The organism is Frankia sp. Cppng1_Ct_nod (assembly GCF_920656135.1).
Lineage (GTDB): Bacteria > Actinomycetota > Actinomycetes > Frankiales > Frankiaceae > Protofrankia > Protofrankia meridionalis.
Map to the genome: position 1 here is coordinate 1 of NZ_CAKKTK010000085.1, position 19,478 is coordinate 19,478.

At 65.8% G+C, this 19,478-nt stretch carries 17 protein-coding genes, 1 tRNA gene and 1 pseudogene; 15 read left to right on the forward strand and 4 right to left on the reverse strand.

Going from position 1 to position 19,478, the window contains the following annotated elements; all coding sequences use genetic code 11:
* Positions 1 to 162 precede the first annotated feature (162 nt).
* From NBW77_RS22145 to NBW77_RS18905, 9 genes are all read left to right on the forward strand, one after another.
* Positions 163 to 291, forward strand: a complete 129-nt coding sequence (locus tag NBW77_RS22145) for a daptide-type RiPP (RefSeq protein WP_284346954.1) — start codon at positions 163 to 165, stop codon at positions 289 to 291.
* Between the two features lie 170 nt (positions 292 to 461).
* A complete protein-coding gene (locus tag NBW77_RS18870; protein ID WP_165486092.1) occupies positions 462 to 632 on the forward strand; it encodes a daptide-type RiPP in 171 nt (56 codons plus the stop codon).
* A 639-nt stretch (positions 633 to 1,271) separates the two neighbouring features.
* Positions 1,272 to 2,537 (forward strand): zinc metalloprotease, encoded by a 1,266-nt coding sequence (locus NBW77_RS18875; protein WP_131746920.1) that lies wholly within the window; start codon positions 1,272 to 1,274, stop codon positions 2,535 to 2,537.
* Positions 2,538 to 2,586: 49 nt separating this feature from the next.
* Positions 2,587 to 3,654, forward strand: a complete 1,068-nt coding sequence (gene mpaB / locus NBW77_RS18880; protein ID WP_250280091.1) for a daptide biosynthesis RiPP recognition protein — start codon at positions 2,587 to 2,589, stop codon at positions 3,652 to 3,654.
* On the forward strand, positions 3,651 to 4,574 hold the full coding sequence (mpaM, locus tag NBW77_RS18885; RefSeq protein ID WP_131746918.1) for a daptide-type RiPP biosynthesis methyltransferase: 924 nt from the start codon (positions 3,651 to 3,653) through the stop codon (positions 4,572 to 4,574). The genes mpaB and mpaM overlap by 4 nt, the downstream gene beginning before the upstream one ends.
* Positions 4,571 to 5,935, forward strand: coding sequence for a daptide-type RiPP biosynthesis aminotransferase (gene mpaD / locus NBW77_RS18890; RefSeq protein WP_207387025.1), 1,365 nt, complete (start codon positions 4,571 to 4,573; stop codon positions 5,933 to 5,935). The genes mpaM and mpaD overlap by 4 nt, the downstream gene beginning before the upstream one ends.
* Positions 5,932 to 7,350 carry an iron-containing alcohol dehydrogenase gene (locus NBW77_RS18895; RefSeq protein WP_131746917.1) on the forward strand — a complete coding sequence of 473 codons (1,419 nt, stop codon included), beginning with the start codon at positions 5,932 to 5,934 and terminating at the stop codon, positions 7,348 to 7,350. Before mpaD ends, NBW77_RS18895 begins: the two co-directional genes overlap by 4 nt.
* Before the next feature lie 63 nt (positions 7,351 to 7,413).
* The gene (locus tag NBW77_RS18900; protein WP_250280093.1) at positions 7,414 to 8,733 is read left to right on the forward strand and encodes a YcaO-like family protein; all 1,320 of its coding nucleotides are present in this window, start codon (positions 7,414 to 7,416) and stop codon (positions 8,731 to 8,733) included.
* Positions 8,734 to 9,239: 506 nt separating this feature from the next.
* Positions 9,240 to 9,671, forward strand: a complete 432-nt coding sequence (locus NBW77_RS18905; RefSeq protein ID WP_165486094.1) for an SRPBCC family protein — start codon at positions 9,240 to 9,242, stop codon at positions 9,669 to 9,671.
* A 63-nt stretch (positions 9,672 to 9,734) separates the two neighbouring features.
* Here NBW77_RS18905 and NBW77_RS18910 read toward each other — a convergent pair whose 3' ends face one another.
* Positions 9,735 to 9,830, reverse strand: a complete 96-nt coding sequence (locus tag NBW77_RS18910; RefSeq protein WP_502799502.1) for a TOBE domain-containing protein — start codon at positions 9,828 to 9,830, stop codon at positions 9,735 to 9,737.
* Between the two features lie 653 nt (positions 9,831 to 10,483).
* Positions 10,484 to 11,035, reverse strand: a pseudogene (locus NBW77_RS18915) (class I SAM-dependent methyltransferase); the annotation flags it as partial.
* Positions 11,036 to 11,180: 145 nt separating this feature from the next.
* On the opposite strand from NBW77_RS18915, the gene NBW77_RS18920 reads away from it, so the two are divergent.
* On the forward strand, positions 11,181 to 11,762 hold the full coding sequence (locus NBW77_RS18920) for a hypothetical protein (RefSeq protein WP_131746914.1): 582 nt from the start codon (positions 11,181 to 11,183) through the stop codon (positions 11,760 to 11,762).
* 80 nt (positions 11,763 to 11,842) lie between these two features.
* Here the strand turns inward: NBW77_RS18920 and NBW77_RS18925 are convergent, their stop codons facing one another.
* Both NBW77_RS18925 and NBW77_RS18930 read right to left on the reverse strand, forming a co-directional pair.
* Positions 11,843 to 12,319 carry a hypothetical protein gene (locus tag NBW77_RS18925; RefSeq protein ID WP_131746913.1) on the reverse strand — a complete coding sequence of 159 codons (477 nt, stop codon included), beginning with the start codon at positions 12,317 to 12,319 and terminating at the stop codon, positions 11,843 to 11,845.
* Positions 12,320 to 13,440: 1,121 nt separating this feature from the next.
* Positions 13,441 to 13,524: transfer RNA gene (locus NBW77_RS18930), tRNA-Leu, on the reverse strand.
* A gap of 177 nt (positions 13,525 to 13,701) precedes the next feature.
* Here NBW77_RS18930 and NBW77_RS18935 point away from each other — a divergent pair.
* The 5 genes from NBW77_RS18935 (at position 13,702) to NBW77_RS18955 (ending at position 19,461) form a co-directional block, all read left to right on the forward strand.
* The gene (locus NBW77_RS18935) at positions 13,702 to 15,081 is read left to right on the forward strand and encodes a M20/M25/M40 family metallo-hydrolase (protein ID WP_131746911.1); all 1,380 of its coding nucleotides are present in this window, start codon (positions 13,702 to 13,704) and stop codon (positions 15,079 to 15,081) included.
* Between the two features lie 230 nt (positions 15,082 to 15,311).
* The gene (locus NBW77_RS18940) at positions 15,312 to 16,025 is read left to right on the forward strand and encodes an MBL fold metallo-hydrolase (protein WP_131746910.1); all 714 of its coding nucleotides are present in this window, start codon (positions 15,312 to 15,314) and stop codon (positions 16,023 to 16,025) included.
* A 72-nt stretch (positions 16,026 to 16,097) separates the two neighbouring features.
* Complete coding sequence (locus tag NBW77_RS18945) at positions 16,098 to 17,204, forward strand: phosphotransferase family protein (RefSeq protein WP_250280092.1); 1,107 nt, start codon at positions 16,098 to 16,100, stop codon at positions 17,202 to 17,204.
* Positions 17,205 to 17,314: 110 nt separating this feature from the next.
* Positions 17,315 to 17,986: a TetR/AcrR family transcriptional regulator C-terminal domain-containing protein gene (locus NBW77_RS18950; RefSeq protein WP_131746909.1), complete on the forward strand. Its 672-nt coding sequence runs from the start codon at positions 17,315 to 17,317 to the stop codon at positions 17,984 to 17,986.
* A 386-nt stretch (positions 17,987 to 18,372) separates the two neighbouring features.
* Positions 18,373 to 19,461, forward strand: a complete 1,089-nt coding sequence (locus NBW77_RS18955) for a S1C family serine protease (protein ID WP_131746908.1) — start codon at positions 18,373 to 18,375, stop codon at positions 19,459 to 19,461.
* The last annotated feature ends 17 nt before the right edge of the window (positions 19,462 to 19,478 follow it).

Genomic DNA, 19,478 nt, shown 5'->3' on the forward strand with positions numbered 1-19,478 from the left:
ACCGATAGCCGGTGGATACATAATGTTTACTCTGTGGATCATTCTTGTGCTGCTGACCGGCTGGTGGCGCCTGGTTTCCGAGGACGTTCCCGTCTAAAAACGCCCTCATCGTAGACTTCCCTAATGGGAAGAAATTTAGCAGTACGTGAGGAGGTGAATATTATGGCACTTCTTGACATCGAGGAGCTGGAAGGCCTGGAAGCCCCCGGCTTCTGGTCTTTCGTAGGCGGCTTTGCCGTGGGGGTCGCCGTCGTTGGGGCGGGTACCGCCATCGGTATAGCGATCACCTGATGCCGTGTCGGGGCCACGACACGGCATCAGACGCACACCCTTGTGATCATTATATGCACGCCCAAGGGACACGCAAGCCCTGATGGTAGGTCCGCGTCTCTGCACGGATCCATATGAGCCGTCCAGGGCACGCATGCTGCGGGCGGCCGGTATCGAAAGGAAGGTGAAACATGACCACCACTACGCAGGATCAGGCGAGCATTGACTTGGCCTTCGCCGAACTTGTCTTCGACATCGAGGAACTGGAGGACCTCCAAGCCCCGGGCTGGGGATTCTGGGAGGGCTTCGCGGTCGGCACGGTCTTTGCCGGCGCTATCGTCGGTGGTATCGCGCTTACCTGATTTTTTGCTTGTATAGCGCTCATCTGATCGAGACGTGGGCTCGGCGCGAGTCACCGAGCCCACGTACTCACTGGTCTCCATAACAAGTCAGGTGTCATCGGAATTCCTCTGAATTAGGAAAAGGAGCCAACCGTGCCCGCCAGCGTCAACGTCCGCCCGTCGGGCAGCGGTGGCTTGGGCATAAAGCGACGTACCGACCTGGAGCTCGTCCCGGATCCGGACGGAGACCGGGTCCTTGTCATCGATGACGTGGCTGGTAGGCAGTTCCGGGTAACTGCGGGCGCCGCCCAGCTGCTGACATTACTCGATGGTACCCGGAACAGTCTTCAGCTAGCCGGTGAGCTGGGAATTTCTGATCCAAGCGTGGTAGAAGCAGCTCTCGGCCGCTTTGCCGTGCTCGGTCTGACGCTACCGCCCAACGGTGTCGGCGTACCGGTGCTTCGAAACAAAAACCCACGAAAATCTAGCAGCTTACTCATGCCGTTCAGGCCTTCGACAGGACGCCACTCGGCGCCGCGCCGGAAGAGTTTTTCGCGCGCCTCTCGTTCTGGCCGGTTCCGGTATCGGCCACCCGGCACAGTCGAGTACGCAGTTGGTGACCCTCATCGGCTTCTTGCCTTTCTGCTACCCGTTGGAAACGTGCTCGCTTCTATCCCCGGACAGGTGGCCGTTTGGGCGGTCTCCCTGATCGGCATGGCTGTGGCTGTTGCTGAGCACGCCCGTTTTAGGGCTGACCTGGCAGGCCCGGTGCCCCTGGGCGTTCTGGTTGTGGTCATGGTCGTCAGCCTGGCCACGACGGCCGTCCACGAAATCGCTCATGGGCTGTCACTTACGCGGGCTGGCGGCCGGGTACGCCGTATGGGTGTCATGCTCCTCTATGGAAGCCCGTCGCTGTTCTGCGATGTGAGCCAGTCGTGGCGGCAGCCGCGCCGCCGCCGGGTTGCTGTGGCGCTTGCTGGCGTGCGTGTGCACGTCTTCGCGGCAGCGACCGCTGTATTGGTAGCCAGTGCCCTACCCTCCGGCTCTGGACACCAGGTGCTGTCCCTGGTCGCGGCAGCCGACATCCTGATGGCGGTTATCAACCTGTGTCCGTTCGTGAAGTTCGATGGGTACGTGGCGCTAGTGGGATGGCTTGATCGGCCGCATCTGCGACCCAAGTCAATGGCACTTGTTCACGAGTTTGTTCAGCGCTGGGTGTTCGGTGGTCCACGGGAACCGCGGGGGTGGGCGCCTACCGGTCTCTCGACCCCGCTGCCGCCGATTTGGGCACTTTTTGGAATCGCCTGCATGCTGACAGCTCCGACGCTTGTCGCGGCTGCCTTCTCCTCTTACGAGCCACTGCTGTTGGCGCTACTTGGTCCTGTAGGCGGTGTCCTTGTCCTTTTTCTGCTCGTCTATACGCTGTCATCACCGCTTACGGCGCTGCTTAAGCTCGAACGAGCCGCCGCGGTAAAAGGGGTTTCCCGCATGCGCCGCCTCGCGGGTGGTTTTGGCGTATCGCTTGCTGTAGCCGTCATTCTCAGTACGGTACAAGTCCCTCTCAACGTCACGACACCCTACACGCACGACACCCGTGGCATAGCACTTGTTCTTCCGGAAGGTGCCCGGCCCGTGTCTGGTCTTCCAGTTGAACTGAAACGGTCGGGTATCGTGCTCCATCCCCGTCTCGGTTTGGCATCGGTGTGTGGCGACGCGCACAGGGAAAGCGTGCAAGCCGACGCCGGAAGTCCCGTCCGGATCTCCGAGGGGCAGGCCCGCCTGGTCGACCGTACGGTTGTCGCCTTGTGTCTGTCGTCAGGGAGTGCCGACCCGGATGGCCTCGCATCTGTCTCAACTGGTCGCCTGCCTTTCGGGACGTGGCTGCGACGGGTCTATGTGGACCCGGCATGGCACCGGCTGTCGTGAGCTGTTAGCCCGAACGCACCGACCGTCTACGCCCAAGGAGCAGATGTCGATGGACCGTCCTTATGATCTCAAGACCCTCAGCACCCGCCTAGGCAGTTGGGCGCGTGGCGAGCCTTCACCACTGGCACCCGCGGTTGTCATCGCCGACGGTCCGGACGCGGTCAGGTGGCTATCCAGTGTCAGCACCGGCATTGTTGGCAACGGCGTACTCGTGCTCGCCCGGCCGGGCCGTCGGCAACAGCTGCCCAGTGGTCCCGGAACATGGGTACGCTACGACGGCCGAATCGAAGAACCCGGCGACGAGATCCAAATCGGGCCGGAATTCTGGCTACAAACCACCGACTACATCTCGTTGCGCTACCTCGCCATAGCAAGTCCGACGGTCGTCCGGTTGATCACTGCTGACGATGCCGCGGGCTTCCTTCAGGATGTCGCCGATGTCCGTCTCTCCGGCTTCTTCGAAGAGATTCTGCTGCACCCGGCGATCGAACTCGGCGACCGGTGCCTACTGTCGGGAGGGCCGCCCTGCACAGCGTCGGGCCTGGGAAACCGGCTGTACGCCGGAGCGGATGGCATGGTGCGCACTGCGCCAGGCGGCATCGCGTTCGGCAGTGTGGGGGACAGCCGCCTGGCACTGGAAGCCAGCGCCGCGGCTCTTACCGCCCGGCACGGTGACCTTTGCGGACCAGCCGACGTGACGGAGGCACTCCTCGATGCTGAAAGGGCGACATTACGGGGTCACCTGGCCGCACTTGATGCGGTACGCACGCTGAGGCTACGTACGCCCACACAGTGGCGGGTCTCCGGAATGGGGTTCCGGATCGCCGATCCCCACCAGGTGGGTGAGTTGACCGCTCCCCGGGACGACCTTCTGCTGCTCGTCTCATCGCAGGAGCACGTGCTGTTCGATGCCAGGGCCCGCCGTGCGTTCCGTATCAGCGCCCAGCTTGCCACCGCTCTCGACGTGATATTGCACGCTCTGGATCCGGATGCGGCCCTTACTCGACTCGCACGCGCTGGTATGGAGGATCTTTCCCGAGTGTCGACATCCGCTGTCCGTGATGCACTGACAGCTCGCGGTATCACGCTGCCAGTGCTGTTGCCTGCGGCGTCATGACAGCGGGCGCGCATGTCCAGCCCCTGGCCACGAGCTGGCAGGACAGGGATGCCGCGGCCGTCTCGCCCGTCGGGCTCCTCCAACTGCCTGCGAACGCCACGGCTCACAGGCTGGCCCGGGAGCTGGGCGACGACCTTGTGCTGGGCGACATCTACGACGGCGGTGCGGGTGTCTACCAAGCCCTGGTCGACGGGGACGACAGCGAAATCACCCTCATGACGCACCGCACCCGTGGGCTGCGGGGCCCCGTCCTCGATCTTGGGTGCGGAACTGGCCGTCTGACCATGCCGTTTCTCGCGCGCGGACATCAGGTTGTCGCGGTGGACAGGTCGGATGCCATGCTGACGCGTTTGAGGGACGTCGCGGCCACCTTCCCCATGCGCATGTCGGCGTCCTTGGAGACCCTGTACGCGGACATGGCGGAACTTCCCGCACTGGACCGGCTCTTCGACGTCGTCCTTCTGGGAACGACGACCGTGACCCTGCTGGACGGCGAAACGCGGGCACGTGCCTTCGGGGGTCTGATCCGGCTGCTAACGCCCGGGGGCAAATTCCTGATCTCCACCCTCTGGTACGACGAGCTCCAGTCTTCAGTTCCTTCTACCGAAACAGCCCGCGTGCTTTCTGTTCGTGACGAAGACGACCGAGCCGTATTGGTGACTGTTTTCGAGCAGGTCGACCAAGACGCGGGCGTGCGACACGTGAGTGTGCTGGTCGCCGGACCGGTCGGTGAGCCACTTCGCCCCGCCTTGTTCACCACCACACCTCGGCTCCTGCCGGAGGAACTGCTACGGACCGAGCTGGAGACCGCGGGGTTCGCGATCGAACACCGTGATCTGCTGGCCGCACATCCAGATGGCCGCCGAGTTGTCCTGTTCACTTGTCTGGCCAGAAACGCTGGCGTCGAGGGACGGCCATGACCCCACCGAGAGCCATGCCACCCGATCCCGCCTGGGGTATTCGGGAGCGTCCCCCGCTGTGGGAGCTGCTGACGCCGCCAAGCCGTTTCGCCGACCCGTCCCGTACCGCAGTCGCTGCGAGCGGAATTCACCTGTTCATGGCTGATGGGCGCAGACTTCTGTGCGGGACGTCCAGACTTTGGAACGTCAACTTCGGATACGGCCGTCCTGAGCTTCGGGACGCGGTCGCTGCCGCTCTCGACAAAGCCTCCTATCTGACTCTGTTCCGCTATGGGAACGAGCCTGCCGTGCGAGCCGCGCGAGCCTTGCTGGACGCCACAGACTCGGGCATCTTCGGCAGCGTAATCTTTTCGACATCCGGCAGCGCAGCCAACGATCTGACCATGAAACTAGTCCGGCAGTGGTCCCGGCTGCGAGGTCAACGCACCCGGAAGGTGGTGGTCGGTCTCCGCGGCAGCTATCACGGGCTCACCTACGGGGCCCATGGTCTGACTGGGGAGGATCTCGATCAGGATCTCTACGGCGTGGACCGACGACTCCTTCGTCACGTCGATCCTCATGACCCTGCGGCACTGACCGATCTGTGTGAACGGGAAGGCGATCGGATCTGCGCCATTGTCATCGAACCGGTTCTTGGCACTGGCGCGATTGAGGTCCCCACCGCTTTCATCGACGAAGCGGGCCGGCTCGCAGACGAGCACGGATTCCTTGTCGTAGCCGACGAGGTAGCTACGGGCTTCTACCGCACCGGACCGTTTGTCGCGAGTTCTCTGTGGACCCGGAGGCCGGACGTCCTATTGTTGTCGAAGGGTCTGACAAACGGAACATGCGCGGCTGCGGCGGTGTTGGTCAGCCACCAGATCTGCGAGGTCTTCGAGCGGCATGACGCGGTCTTCGTCCACGGTGAGACCCAGGCCGGTACACCGCCGACCGCCGCCGCGATAGAAACTGTTCTCGACCTTGCCGCTTGGGCCCGGGAGTCGGCCGCGCCGGTGCATGTGGCGGGATGGCTCGATGCGTCGCTACACGGCCTCGTCTCAGCGGCACCGTCCCGGCTCACGCTCACTGGACGTGGATGCTTTCGCGGTGTCGTTGTCCGTGACCAGTACGACCAGCTGCTCGATCCAGGGCAGATAGCGGCGCTGGTGGGTTATGTCCGGGAAGCGGGAGCGGTGGTCCATCCGGGGTTGGGCGGCGTCCAGCTCGTACCGGCACTTGTTTACGAGGCGGACGGGATACGCCAGCTGACAGCCGCTTTGTCTGCCGGGCTGGACCGTCTGTGGGACACCTCCGACCGCCCGGGAAAAGTACTTTCCACTCACGACAAGGTGGGGCAGCCAACGGCCCCGGCGTCGGTATGACCGGGATGACAGGCGCGTCCTCGGTGCTGGGAGGTCTACCAACGGTTCCACCAAACCGGGACGACCCGGAGCACGGTCCGACCGCGCGACGTCTGGCGGGCTGGTCCGCCGCGACCCGCTGGCTCGCGGGAACGGGTGCGCTGGAAGCCATCATGGCCACGGCGTCTGTCGGTAACCGTCCGGTCCTGGTGGTTGATGCCGGCGCGGTCGCGACAAGACAGGGCGCCGCGTTGGAGCGCCGTCTGCGAACCGCTGTCGGCCGGGATCCGGTCGACGTCGTCACCGTTGACCGTCCACCAACCTTCGACCAGGTCAGAGCGATGTCAGCACGCTGGCACGGTTTGAAGGCGACGGGCATCGTTGCCATCGGCGGCGGAGCGACGATGGATCTGGCCGCTCTTGGGGCACTGCCCACTGACATCCTCGCCACGCCGCGGCTTGCCAGCGGTCGGTGCGGGCTGGTTCTGCTGCCGTCGTCGGCGCAGGCGGCGATCCTCACGGTGATGGTGCCGACAACGCTCGGGACCGGTGCGGAGGTAAGCCCGGCAGCCTGCTGCGACCACGCCGGCGACAAGCTCCTCATCCTCTCCGAGGCTCTCCGCCCCCGGTATGCCGCAGTTGAACCGCTCGTCACCGCTTCCCTTCCGCGGCGGCAGGTCGCGGATGCCGTTGTGGAGGTTCTCGCTCGCATCCTGGTCCCGTTCACAGCGGTCCCAACCGAACCCCACCCATCGCTCACCGTTGCCGACGCTGTCGCCTTGGCCAGTCTGGAAAGCCTGGCGACGCTTCTGGCCCGCGCAGTTGACAGTGGCTTTGACGACGACTTCCGGATTGGACTCGCGACGGTCGGTGCGCATTCCCACGCGGGCTGGGGCAACATCGGTCGGAACATCTTCGCCTCTCCTCTGTGGTTCGTGGCAACAGAGGTGTCGACCGTGCTCGGCTTGTCCAAGGCTTGGGCGACCCGCCTGTGCCTGCCTGTCTGGGCCGCATCGGTCATCGCCGGTGACCGAAGATGGGGAGAAGATGGCCGTTTGTCGTCCGCATGGAATCGGTTCCGCCACATCAGTCACGGCGGCCGGGTTCGGGAGGCGAGGACGCCGATCAATGTCCTCCAAGGCCCGACCTATGGTTTGTCCAACTTTTTGGACGCCTTATATGGCGATCATGATGCCGGCGAAGCTGTAGATGCGACAGGACAGTCTCAAGAACCGCAGCCGGACCTCGTTCGGAGGCCCGATCCTGGCATTGTGGACGTCATTGCCGACCGGCTCCACCGTCGATGGGGAGCGGGCCTGCCGATGCTCGGTCGCTTCACCCATCGCGATCTCCAATTCTTTGTAACGTCGGCCCTCGCCGAAGCGGCTCACGCCAAATCATCCGGAACGGCCCTCAGAAACCCGGAATGGATGTGATTCCGGATGCTCGACGCCATTGCGACTCTAGGGCCTACCAGCGGTCTTGCCCGCGCCTGGCAGATGATTCCACCGGATGAGCTGCCGCTATGGACAGTGGCGGTCGACATCGGCCTCGGGGAGATCGGTGGCAGGTGGCAGGCAGGCCGACCATCCCTCCACCACGTTGGGGCATGCGGGTTCAGCCGCGGTGACACCCTGATCCGGGGGGCAGGGGAAGCCGTCGAACGCGCAGCCCTCATTCCGCCGGCGGTTGATCCATTGCGATTGGCTGATGTTCCGCCGGACGACAACCGGCGCCTCAGTGCCGCAGGCGCGCTGGCGCACCCGATATTGAACGCCCAGCCCGTAGCCTGCCTGCCCGCGATCCGCCTGGGCTCGCCTCCTGGGAGCCCGCGGCGCGCGGTCCTCGTCCCGGCCGCGATTATTGACGATCCGGTGCGGGAGCAGCCGGTCGACCATACCGACGCCTCGCCGAGCGGTGCGGCATCAGGCCCATCCCTGATCCGAGCATCCCTCAACGCCTTCCTTGAGTGTGTTGAACGGGATGCCGTCCAGGCAGCATGGACCCTCGGCCCGGCTCTGCGCTCCGTCGATCCCGCAAGCTTTCTCGCTGCGGTCCATGGGACGGGCCCGCGGACTGGGAGCGGACAGCCATACGCCAGATCCGGCTACCGCCAGGGGTTCACCCACGCTTCTGGTGTCCTGGCGAAGGTACTCCGAGGGATGACGCTCCTCGCCGGGACAGCTCTCATTCCCTGCGGAATTCCTGGGATCACGGTGGCTCTTACCATGCTTGTGGACGAGGAAGGGGGCGGGATCGCCGCAGCCGGCTCTTGCGCGTCCTGGTCCCTGGATCATGCCGTACTGGTATCGGCACGTGAGGCATTGCAAGTTCTGTCCTTGCTACGCAAGATCGTCGCACGGTGGCCATCCAACGGAGATGGGGGAGCCATTGTGGATGAGATCAGCCGTGCACTCTTCTGGGCGTCGCCGGCAGGGGCCGCCTTGGGCCGAGATTTTCTCGAGCGATGTGAGCTCCGAAGCGATCGGAACCTTGAAGGGAGCGATCACAACCTTGAAGGGGAGGTGCGCGAGGGCTCCTTGGATGATGATCAAGACCGATTGGCTGTTCTTGCCTCCCACCTTTGTCGCGACGGCCTGGATCCCCTGATCTGCGACCTGACCGGACGACTTCCCCCGCCGTTGCGGGAGATGGGATGGCATGCGGTCCGCGGGATCGTGGTAGGCCACCAGCCATTGCGCATGAATGAGACGTATACCTTCACCTGGGCGGAGAAGCGGCTGCTTGACCACGCTCGACGCTGGGGTGTCACCGTGCCTGCGGATCTCACGCTGACGCCGCCGCACCCCCTGATCTGACTGCTCCCCACCCAGCCTCACCCTTGACCCAGGCCGGGCGGCACCGGTACAAGGCGCTGCGGCGCCGTAGCCAGCGCACACGCCTCAACTGGACGCGGATGGACCGAATCACGAAACGATGGCTACTACCCGCCCGTCCAAGGCATCCGTTCCGCACGGTCCACGGGCACCAACAAGGCGGGGTGTGCCGTTCGGGATCGTGGTGGCAGCCTCCTGGCCGCTTACGGCATCGTCGGTGAGATCGCCCCCAGGGGTGAGCGGATCCCGATCCGGATCGGGAAGCGACGGGTCAAGGATCAACGAGTCGGCGTGGAGCCAGAGTTCTCGCTCTGAGTTGCTTACGTGTCACATCTAGTGAAACCTGAGGGGGTGCCCGGTCACAGACAAGCCGGGTCAGCGGCCTCGGACCCGACCGCGACTCCACTGTGGCTCGACCGCGACCAGGCGCGTCCGATCCGCACTGACCGTATTTGACGGTATATGGCCAGAACCGGGAGATGCCTACGATGTGGACATTCGAGCACACCGAGACGAGCTCGGCCACCGCCGAGCAACTGTGGGCCCGCTACAGCCAGCCGGCCACATGGCCGGAGTGGAACACGGGCATGACCGACGTCGCCCTCGACGACCTGTTCGTACCGGGGGCGAAGGGCACGCTCAAGCCGGCGGACGGCCCCAGGACCCGGTTCACCCTGACCGCCGTGGAACCCAATCGGACCTTCACGGCCGTAAGCGAGCTCCCGATGGCCCGCCTCACCTTCGTCCATGTCGTGGAGCCTCTCGGCGCGGGTATCCGGTTCACTCACCAGGCCACCATCAGCGGGCCGTCGAGCCTGCTGTTCACCCGGCTGGTCGGTAAGAACATCATGGCCACGGTGCCGGGTTCCATGCGCACGCTGGCCCGGCTCGCCGAGCAGACTCCGACCGCCGTGCGCTGAGGCGGGTTTCCCGGCGGTCCCGCCGTGGCTTGTGACCTCACCGTTTCGGCTGGGGTATCCGGCTCACGGGGTCCCAAGTGAGATCTCGGTTGATTTGATCAGTGCGGTGACCGGGGTGCCGATGGCGAGACCGAGGTCGGAGACGGCTGCCCGGGTGATGGCGGCGGCGGAACCGGCCGACTTCGCCTTCGACTCCGCCTTTCTCGTGCGCGCCTTCTATCCCGGGCTGGCAGTAGAACGAATCGCTGGTTCTCCAGCCGTTCCCGGCCCAGCAGCACCTTCACGACCGCCGGTTTCAGATTGTCGTAGCGTATCCGTCCCGATACCCCGCCGAGCCGGTCGAACGCCCGCACGTGCCCGTCCAGGAACGACTCGGCGGCCTGGCTGCCGTAGGCGACGTGGACCGCCCGGCCGGAAAACGACAGTCGCATCACGAACATCCATAGCCGGACCCAGGTCCCGGCGACCCAGACACGGAACTCCCCGAAATCCACCTCCGCCTCGGCCCCAGGGACATGGGTTTGCAGAATGGTCACCGACCGGCCCCCCGAGGTCTCCGCGCGGGTACGGGCCACGAACGCCCGTACCGTCGACTCGGCCACCTGTGCTCCTTCCTCCTCGACCAGCCGCTGAAATACCCGGCGGGCGGTGTGCCGTTGCTTACGCGGGACCTTTTCGTCGTCGGCCAATGGCCTGTAGAAATAACGACTCTGCCAAGATTCCGGTTTGCGGGCCAGGATGTGGGCCTGTTGGAACCTCTCGTCCTCGTCGGGTTCCCGCAGCAGCCGGGCGACCTCACCGAGGCCGGCCTGGCGCAGCAGGTCGGCGACGCGGTCGGGTGACCACCGGTAGACGAGCGACACCTTGTGGTCGAATGCCTGGGCCGGGTGCCCAGGCTCGTCGCCGGCCTGGAAGGCGAGCAACAGATGTCCAGCGGGGGCCAGCACCCTGTGGAACTCGGCGAACGTTATCGGCAGCTTCTCGGGCGGGGTGTGGATGATGGAATATCGGGCGAGGATGCCGCTGAGAGCGCCATCCGGCAGGTCCAGCGCGGTCATCGAACCCTCGTCGAACCGCAGGCCTGGGTGGGGCGCCTGCCGGGCCAGCGCGATCATCGTTGGGGACAGGTCGAGGCCGAAGGCGGTCAACCCGAAAGAGCGCAGGTGTGCCGTTGCGTAGCCGGGGCCGCAGCCGAGATCGGCCACCGGACCGGCACCGGCGGCGTGCACGAGCTCGGCGAATGCGGCAAGCATCGCCCGGTCCAGCGGCTTGGACTCGAGGGCCGTGCTGAAACGCTCGGCGTACGCGACGGCGACGGTGTCGTAGGCCGTCCGGGTGGTGTGCAGATAGGACGGCTCTGTCATGGCCGATGAGAGTAGTTCCCCGCCGAGGCAGCGCGGTGACCAGCATACCGATCATCGGAAGAGCGCGTCCCGCAACCCGTGACCAGGGCCGAGCTGGATCATGGCATCGTCGACACAGCCGCACTCCACGTAGCGAGAGGGAGTTATGAGCGACTGGTTTCGAACGATCGGTGACATCGAGGCGGCCGCTGGCAATGCGGAGGAGCTTGCGGCGGCCATGATTGGTTGGCTCGTCGAGGCGGGCATCGTCGCGGCCGACCGCACCGACTGCGTGCTCGGCAGCGAGCTAGGGTATCCCCCGGGTCCCAACTATGCCGACGCTATGACGGAGCCGGATACTACTCTCGGTCGCCTCCGGACTAATGGTCTCGAGGTCATCACCGGTCGCCAAGTCTTCGACTTCGGCGAGGGTGAAGTGGTGAACGCCGGATGCCCGCACTGCGCCGCGACGATCCGACTCATCGACGACCACTGGGAGCTCGACGATCGGGTGTGGGGGCCTTTTGGCGATGCGATCCACGCCTGGCATGGCGGCGCCGCGGGAATAGTTTCGTGCGCCGTGTGCGCTAAGCCGGTCGAACTGAATGATTGGCGCTGGAATCCCGAGTGGGGCTTCGGGTACCTCGGGTTCAAATTCTGGAACTGGCCTTCACTCGCTCCAGGGTTCGTGACCGAGTTCGCGGGTCGTCTGGGGCACCGGGTCGTGTGTCCTGCGAGCAAGCTCTGACCTCCCCGCGGCCGGTGGACACGGAAGCTGTCCGTCTTTCAGCGCGACGCTGCAGGTGCCGAAAAGGGCATCCATCCTGTTCAAGGCCGCCTTGAGCCTCCGGCACGGACCCTGCGCCAGACGTTCCAGAGCGTGTCGGATCGGTAGCGATGACTGCGCGATTTTGCGTGGCCGTGCTGCTTCGACTGGCCCACCTCGGCGTGACCAACGCCCTCGCCTGCCCCGGCTGCTCCCCATGAGCGACCGGAACAAAGACGTCGAATCCGTGCTCCGGCACCAAACCGGTAAACATTCAGCCCCCGCGCGCACAGGTCGAGGAAAAGGTCTCGGGCTGTCTGCACGGTGAGGGCGTCCAGGTCCGTCCTGCGCCGGAGGCGTAGGCGGCTGCTGCCGGCGAGCCGGCCGAAGGCGTCGATGAGCCAGGCAGGGTGGACCTTGCCAGCCGCGACCTGGACGCGGAGGCTGGTGGGGTCGGGGTTGTCGACGATGACGTCGTAGTCGTGGAGCGTCGCCAGCTCGTGGGCGAGTGCGGCGGCGTGCGGCTGCCAGCGCTCCATCGCCAATCGCCACCGCCGCGTTCGGCGAGGGGACGGTCAGGCTGACCTCGAACCCCGGGTCGTAGAAGTCGAAGAACGCCAGAATCGAGGGCGTCTTCGACGAGGTCCCCAGCCGCTTCGGCCAGTAGCCGGGCCAGTAGGCGACCCCAACCGCGGCCCGTGCCCATTCGGTCGGCCGGCTGACCGAGGTGCTGACCCCGGCGAACTGCATGCCCTTCCAAGCCGGGGTCGAGTAGTCGACCCTCTCGGCCTGCAACGCGGCGGTGAAGCTGTCGAAGAATAGCCGCAGCTGAGGATAGAGCTGTCCGATCGCGGTCCGCTGTGCCACCGCCACCTGCTCAAAGGCGGCCAGGTCCGGGCGGTGGAACACCTCGCGTACCTCCCGGCTTTGCATGAACCTCAGCGTGTCGTCGGCCAGGCGCCGTTCGTGGGGAGCCAGCCCGTCAGCGGTGTCGAGGCAGGTGGCGATCTGGTGCGAGGGCAGCCAGCGGAACCGTCTCTCACCGGCCTCCGGTACCAGCTTGCGGACGGACCGTTCGGCCAGCTCCAGGTCTGCCCTGGGCCGGATCGCTCCTACGATCACGGCCACGACCACCGTCGTCCCGGCGGTCACCACCACGTCCGGCTCAACCCGCATCCCCGGTAGGTGGGGCACCTGGTAACTCGGCCACAGCTCAACCCGCGCGCGGTCCAATGTCTCCGGATCGACCGGCACGTCGGCAGCGGCGAGCACCGCCCCGAGCACCCGCCGATAGGGCAGGTGGCGGATCGCGCCGAACACCGCGTCGGTCAACGCGTCCTCAGAACGGTCTGACGCTGTCCCAGCAGCGGGATCCAGCGTGCCGGCCATGATCGCGAGCATCGCCCCAGTACGACCTCCTCGGTCTTGGCCCCGCTGACAAGGGCCGGCGGCCAAGGCATCGACGGGTATTGGGATCTCTGGCCAGCTCGAGGGCGCACCCAGCGCGGCGCCAACATCACCAAGGCAACACTACATATACCTGTAGCTCACAAAAGTGCAGGTAGAGCGCATGTGGGGTAATGGTTCGTGTCGGCCGGGGAAGTTGAACCCCCACATCCCATACATGCAGGTCAGAGACCATGTTGATCTCGTTAGGTTGTGTCCGAGGGGGGACTTGAACCCCCACGCCCTTAGAGGGCACTAGCACCTCAAGCTAGCGCGTCTGCCATTCCGCCACCCGGACCTACGGCACCGGACGCTGTCCACGTCCGAAACCGATTGCGATGCTACACGTCCGAAGGGGGTGGCTGACGCCACCCCCCGGCATCATCCGTCACGATCCACGGTGACCGCTCCTGCGGCACGACTCACCTCAACCCCACGTGTGTCGAACACACCTCGGGCGCGGCAGACTGGATCCATGGCGAGCAACCTCCCCGCGTCCCACGACAAGCAGACGTCCACCTCCCCGCAGTCCGTTGCCGACTCGGTGTCAGCGGCCGGTTCGACCGCGCAGGACGAGGTCATCGAGCTCTGCCACGACCTGCTGCGTATCGATTCGGTCAACCGGGGTAACGGGGACGGCAACGAACGCTCCGCCGCCGAGTACGTGGCCGCCAAGCTTGCCGAGGTCGGCCTGGAACCGACCCTGCTGGAGTCCGCACCGGGCCGTACCAGCGTCATCGCCCGGGTCGAGGGCTCCGATCCGGGCCGGGCGCCGCTGCTCATCCACGGTCATCTTGACGTGGTGCCGGCGGACCCGTCGGACTGGCGGGTCCACCCGTTCGGCGGTGAGGTCGTTGACGGCAGCCTGTGGGGACGCGGTGCGGTCGACATGAAGGACATGGACGCGATGACGCTCGCGGTCGTCCGCGATCTTGTCCGCTCCGGGCGCCGGCCCCCGCGGGACCTGGTCCTCGCGTTCGTCGCCGACGAGGAGGCCGGGGGCACACTCGGCGCCCGCTGGCTGGTCGACAACCACCCGCATCTGTTCGCCGACTGCACCGAGGCGATCAGCGAGGTTGGCGGCTTCTCCTACACGGTCTCCGACGATCTGCGTCTGTACCTCATCGAGACGGCCCAGAAGGGCATCGCCTGGATGAAGCTGACCGTCGCCGGTCGCGTCGGGCACGGGTCGATGACGAACGACGACAACGCCGTGACCGCGCTGTGCGAGGCGGTCGCGCGGGTGGGCCGCCACCGCTTCCCCGTGGTGCTGACGCCGACCGTCCGGGTGTTCCTCAACTCGGTGGGTGAGGCCCTCGGCATCGACATCGACGCCGACGACCTGGAGACCACGATCGCCAAACTAGGCCCGATCGCCCGGATGATCGGGGCTACCATCCGTAACACGGCGAATCCGACGCAGCTTGACGCCGGCGAGAAGGTCAACGTCATTCCGGGAGAGGCGACTGCCTACGTGGACGGCCGTTTCCTGCCCGGTCAGGAGGAGGAGTTCCTCCGCCAGATCGACGAGTTGATCGGTCCGGCGGTCCGGCGCGACTGGGTCGTGTTCGACCAGGCGCTCGAAACCGGCTTCGACGGCCCGCTCGTGGATGCCATGGCCTCCGCTCTGAAGGCCGAGGACCCGTCCGCCCGCGCCATCCCCTACATGCTGTCGGGCGGAACGGACGCGAAGTCCTTCTCCCGGCTCGGGATCCGCTGCTTCGGCTTCTCCCCGCTGCTGCTTCCGCCGGACCTGGACTTTTCCGGCATGTTCCACGGCGTGGACGAGCGGGTGCCGGTCGAGTCGCTTCGGTTCGGCGTGCGTGTCCTCGACCGCTTCCTCGCCGCGTCATAGCGGTGGCTAGCGGCGTCATAGCGGTGGCTAGCGGCGTCATAGCGGTGGCTAGCGGTTTCATGGCCGGTCATCCTGAGGAACCCCGGTGCCACCCCCGGCAAATCAAGATCAAATCGTCGGGGGTGGCACGTCAACAATGTAGACCACGGTGTGGGTTCAGTTGGGAGTCAATCATCCGGATCCGGGTCGTGACCGCGACCGCGGTGCCGTACTCCCCGTAACCTGTGCCCATGGTGAACCGGCTGTACTTCCGCCAACTGCTGTCCGGACGCGACTACGCCGTTGGCGACCCGGTGGCAACGCAGATGGTCAACTTCACCTATCTGATCGGTGACCGGGAAACCCGAGAAGCGGTCGTGGTCGATCCGGCCTACGCGGTCGACGACCTCCTCGCGGTCCTTGCGGCCGATGACATACGCCTGACCGGCGTCCTCGTCACCCACCATCATCCCGATCACGTCGGCGGCGAGATGTTCGGTTTTGCCCTTCCGGGCCTGCGTGAACTACTCGCCCGCACCCAGGTGCCGGTACATGTGAACCGGGCCGAGGCCGAATGGGTGCGGCGCGTCACTGGCGTCTCCGCCACCGACCTGGTCAGCCATGACCATGATGACGTGCTCGATGTCGGCACCGTCCCCATCCGCCTGCTGCACACCCCCGGGCACACCCCGGGCAGCCAGTGTTTCCTGGTGGACGGCGAGCGCCTCGTCGCGGGCGACACACTCTTCCTCGAGGGTTGCGGACGCACCGACTTCCCCGGCGGCGATCCCGATGCAATGTATGCGAGCCTCCGCCAGTTGGCCGCGCTCCCGGACGACCCGGTCGTCTACCCAGGTCACCTCTATTCACCCCAGCCGTCGGCGCCGTTGTCGGAGGTGCGACGCGACAACATGGTGTTCCGTCCCCGCTCCGTCGAACAATGGCGGGCCGTATTCGCCCGATAGCCGACCTGCCACGCGCAGGAACCGGCCACGACTGCCCACTCCGCTACAACACACTCGGCGACAACGCATTCCGTGACAACGCGCGAAGGGCAGGACGTGATGACCGGTAGTGCCCCGGAAACCTCAGGACAGGCGAGCCCCACGGCGCTCGACCCGACCGACGGTACCGCCTCACCCGCAGGCCTCGATCTTGCAGCCCTGACCGGCTTCTTCGACGCGCGGGTTCCCGGCCGGCGTGGGCCGTTACGCGCCACCCTGCTGCACGGCGGCCGGTCCAACCTGACCTATCGGGTGTGGGACGACGCGTCGCGCTGGGTGGTCCGCCGCCCACCGCTCGGCGGTCTCACCCCGTCGGCCCACGACATGAGCCGGGAGTACCGGGTGGTCGCCGCGCTCGGCGGCACGGATGTGCCGGTGCCACGGGCGGTGGCGCTGTGCGAGGACGTCAGGGTGATCGGCGCGCCCTTCTCGGTGGTCTCACTCGTCGAAGGCGCGGTCATCCGGACCCGCGAGGATCTGGACGCCTACTCCGACGCCCAGGTGGTGCGGGCGGCCTTCGGGCTGGTCACCGCATTGGCCCGGTTGCACGCGGTGGAGTACCCGCAGGTGGGCCTCGCCGACTTCGGCCGGCCCGCGGGATACCTGGGCCGCCAGGTCGGACGCTGGTGGGATCAGTGGTCCCGCGTCGCCACCCGGGAGCTGGCCGACATCGCCGCCCTGCACGCCCTGCTGGCCGAGAGGCTACCGCCGGAAAGCGGGGCAGCGATCGTCCACGGGGATGCGCGGATCGACAACGCGATCCTCGATCCGGACGATCTCGGCACGGTGCGTGCACTGGTGGACTGGGAGATGGCCACGCTCGGCGACCCACTTGCGGACCTCGCGTTGGCCGTCGTCTACCACGATCCGGCCTTCGAACCGGTGCTCGGTGGGTCGGCCGCGTCCGCCAGTGACCGGATGCCTTCCACGGACGTGCTGATCGAGACGTACGCGGCAGCCTCGGGGCGGGACGTGGTGAACTTCGACTTCTACCTGGCCCTGGGTTACTTCAAGAGTGCCGTGATCGCGGAGGGGATCCACTCCCGGTACATCCGGGGGAAAACCGTTGGTGACGGTTTCGAGACGGTAGAAGCCGCTGTGCCAGATCTTGCCGCCGCCGGCCTGCGCGCCCTGCGCTGACTTCCCCACCCCTTTCAGCCCACACGGCGACGTCGAGGACGGCAGCCCGTTCCTCAACTACTCGCGCGGCCGGAGGCCCCGAGGAACCTGGAGGGCGGAAGGCGAGTCACATGACAAGGATCACCGGATCCGGCATCCGCCAACCCCTCAACCGCGAACGGATCATCCGTGCTGCCGTTCACCTCGTCGACCGGGACGGAGTCGAGGCTCTCAGCATGCGCCGCCTCGCCGCCGAGCTCGGCGTGGAGGCCATGTCCCTGTACAACCACGTGCCCAACAAGGCCGCGGTACTCGACGGAGTCACCGAGGCCGTACAGGACGAGATCGACGTGACAGTGGCCGCGACCGGGAAATGGGAAGACCGTGTCGAGGCCATAGCCGGTGAGTTCCGCCGGGTGGCGTTGGCCCACCCGAATGCGTTCATCCTGCTGGTCACCCGGCCGGTGGGTTCGACAGTGGCTCTCCGGGCCTTCGACACCGCGATGGTCCTGCTGGCCAACGCGGGATTCGACACTGCCACGTCCGTTCACATACTTCGAACGATAGTCGCCCTCCATACCGGATCCGTCCTACGCGAACTCAACGGCGGATGGAACTTGCTCGTTGACCAGCAGCAGTCACCCGAGCTACTTGCCCTCCGGATGGGGGAGCTGCGGGCAGCCGGCTTCCCCGCGCTGGCCACGGCAGCCTCCGATCTTGCCGTCTGTGACCATGAAGAGGAGTACCGGTTCGGACTGAAACTACTTCTCATCGGGTTGCGCCAGCTTCTGGCCAGCCGGTGAGAAACCGGATTCCACGGAGTTCCTGTTCCCGGCGCACCCCCTCCCGGTAATCACCTAGTTGATTCTGTAATATCCGCGACCTTGTCTGACGAGCTGGACTCGGACAGGGACGGTGGCGGCAACCCCCACGCCGCCGAAGTCGGAAATCCCCCTCCCCGGAGCCATAGACCGTGATGTAACAACCACTCCACGTACACGAGTAGGGCGATATGTACCCACAGGGACCTGCTCAGGCGTGACGTCCCACGCATCTGGGCGTTCGGTGAATGCCCGGGTTTGCCACGCGGTTGGGTTGGAATCGTCGGACGTCGGGCGTCGCCGGCGGCGGTCGAGAGCGGCACAGGTGATGTCAGCCCTGCCGGTGAGCTCAGGAGGAGAACCGAACGGTGCGTGAGGAGAGTAACGGCGCCTGTGAACCAGAGCAGGTAGGACGTCCGTTCCCACCGGAGGCGCCGCGCCAATGGCTGCTGCGGGCGACCGTCATCGCCTGTGTCGCCGCGGTCGCCGCAGCCACCCCGACCTCCGGCGTGGCCGGCAGCGCGGTCGGGGCCGCCGATGCCCCCAGCATGGCGATCCAAGCATTCACCGTTCCAGGCTTCTCCACCGCGAACAGTGCCACCATCGGGTCCCAGACGTCGAACGCCGTCCAGAAGGTGATTCCGGGCGTGGTCAGCATTGTTTCCAGGCTCAGTTCCCAGAATGCCTCCGTCGCCGGAACCGGCATGGTGCTGCGTTCCTCCGGTGAGGTACTCACCAACAATCACGTCGTCCAGGACACCGCGGGCATCACCGTCACTGTCGCCGGCAGCGGTCGAACCTTCACCGCCGACATCGTCGGTACCGACCCGACCGACGATGTCGCCGTGCTCCAGCTGAAAAGTGCTTCAGGGCTCGTCACGGTTCCGATCGGTGATTCCTCCAAGGTAGTCGTCGGCGACTCGGTCGCCGCCATCGGCAATGCCGAAGGCGGCGCGCCGAGCGTCGTCGCCGGAACCGTCAAGGCGCTCAACCAGAGCATCACCGCAACCGATTCCGACGGGGGGAATGCCGAGCAGCTCACCGGGCTGATCAAGAGTGACGTACCGATCAAACCCGGCTTCTCCGGTGGCCCTCTCATCAGCACGACCGGCGAAGTCATCGGGATGGACACCGCGGCGACAGCGCTCAACGAGTACCTGCCAGCCGGTCTGCGGGCCGGATACTCCATCCCGATCAACCATGCCGTGTCCGTGGCCAAACAGCTCGAGTCCGGGAAAACCACTGCCGCCGGACATGTCGCGACCACCGGCCTGCGCTCGGTACCGGCCACGCACGTCCAGATGGCGAGCGGCAGAGTCGTCGACAGCGTCGGAGCCGTGGATGACCAGAGCGGGCGGAACGCCCCTGACTCCCCCATGCCGGGTATCACCAGGAACATATCCGGCGGACCGTTTCGGTCACGACCGCGTTTCTGTTCGCAGGAACGCGACAGCTGAACCGAATGTTTCACATG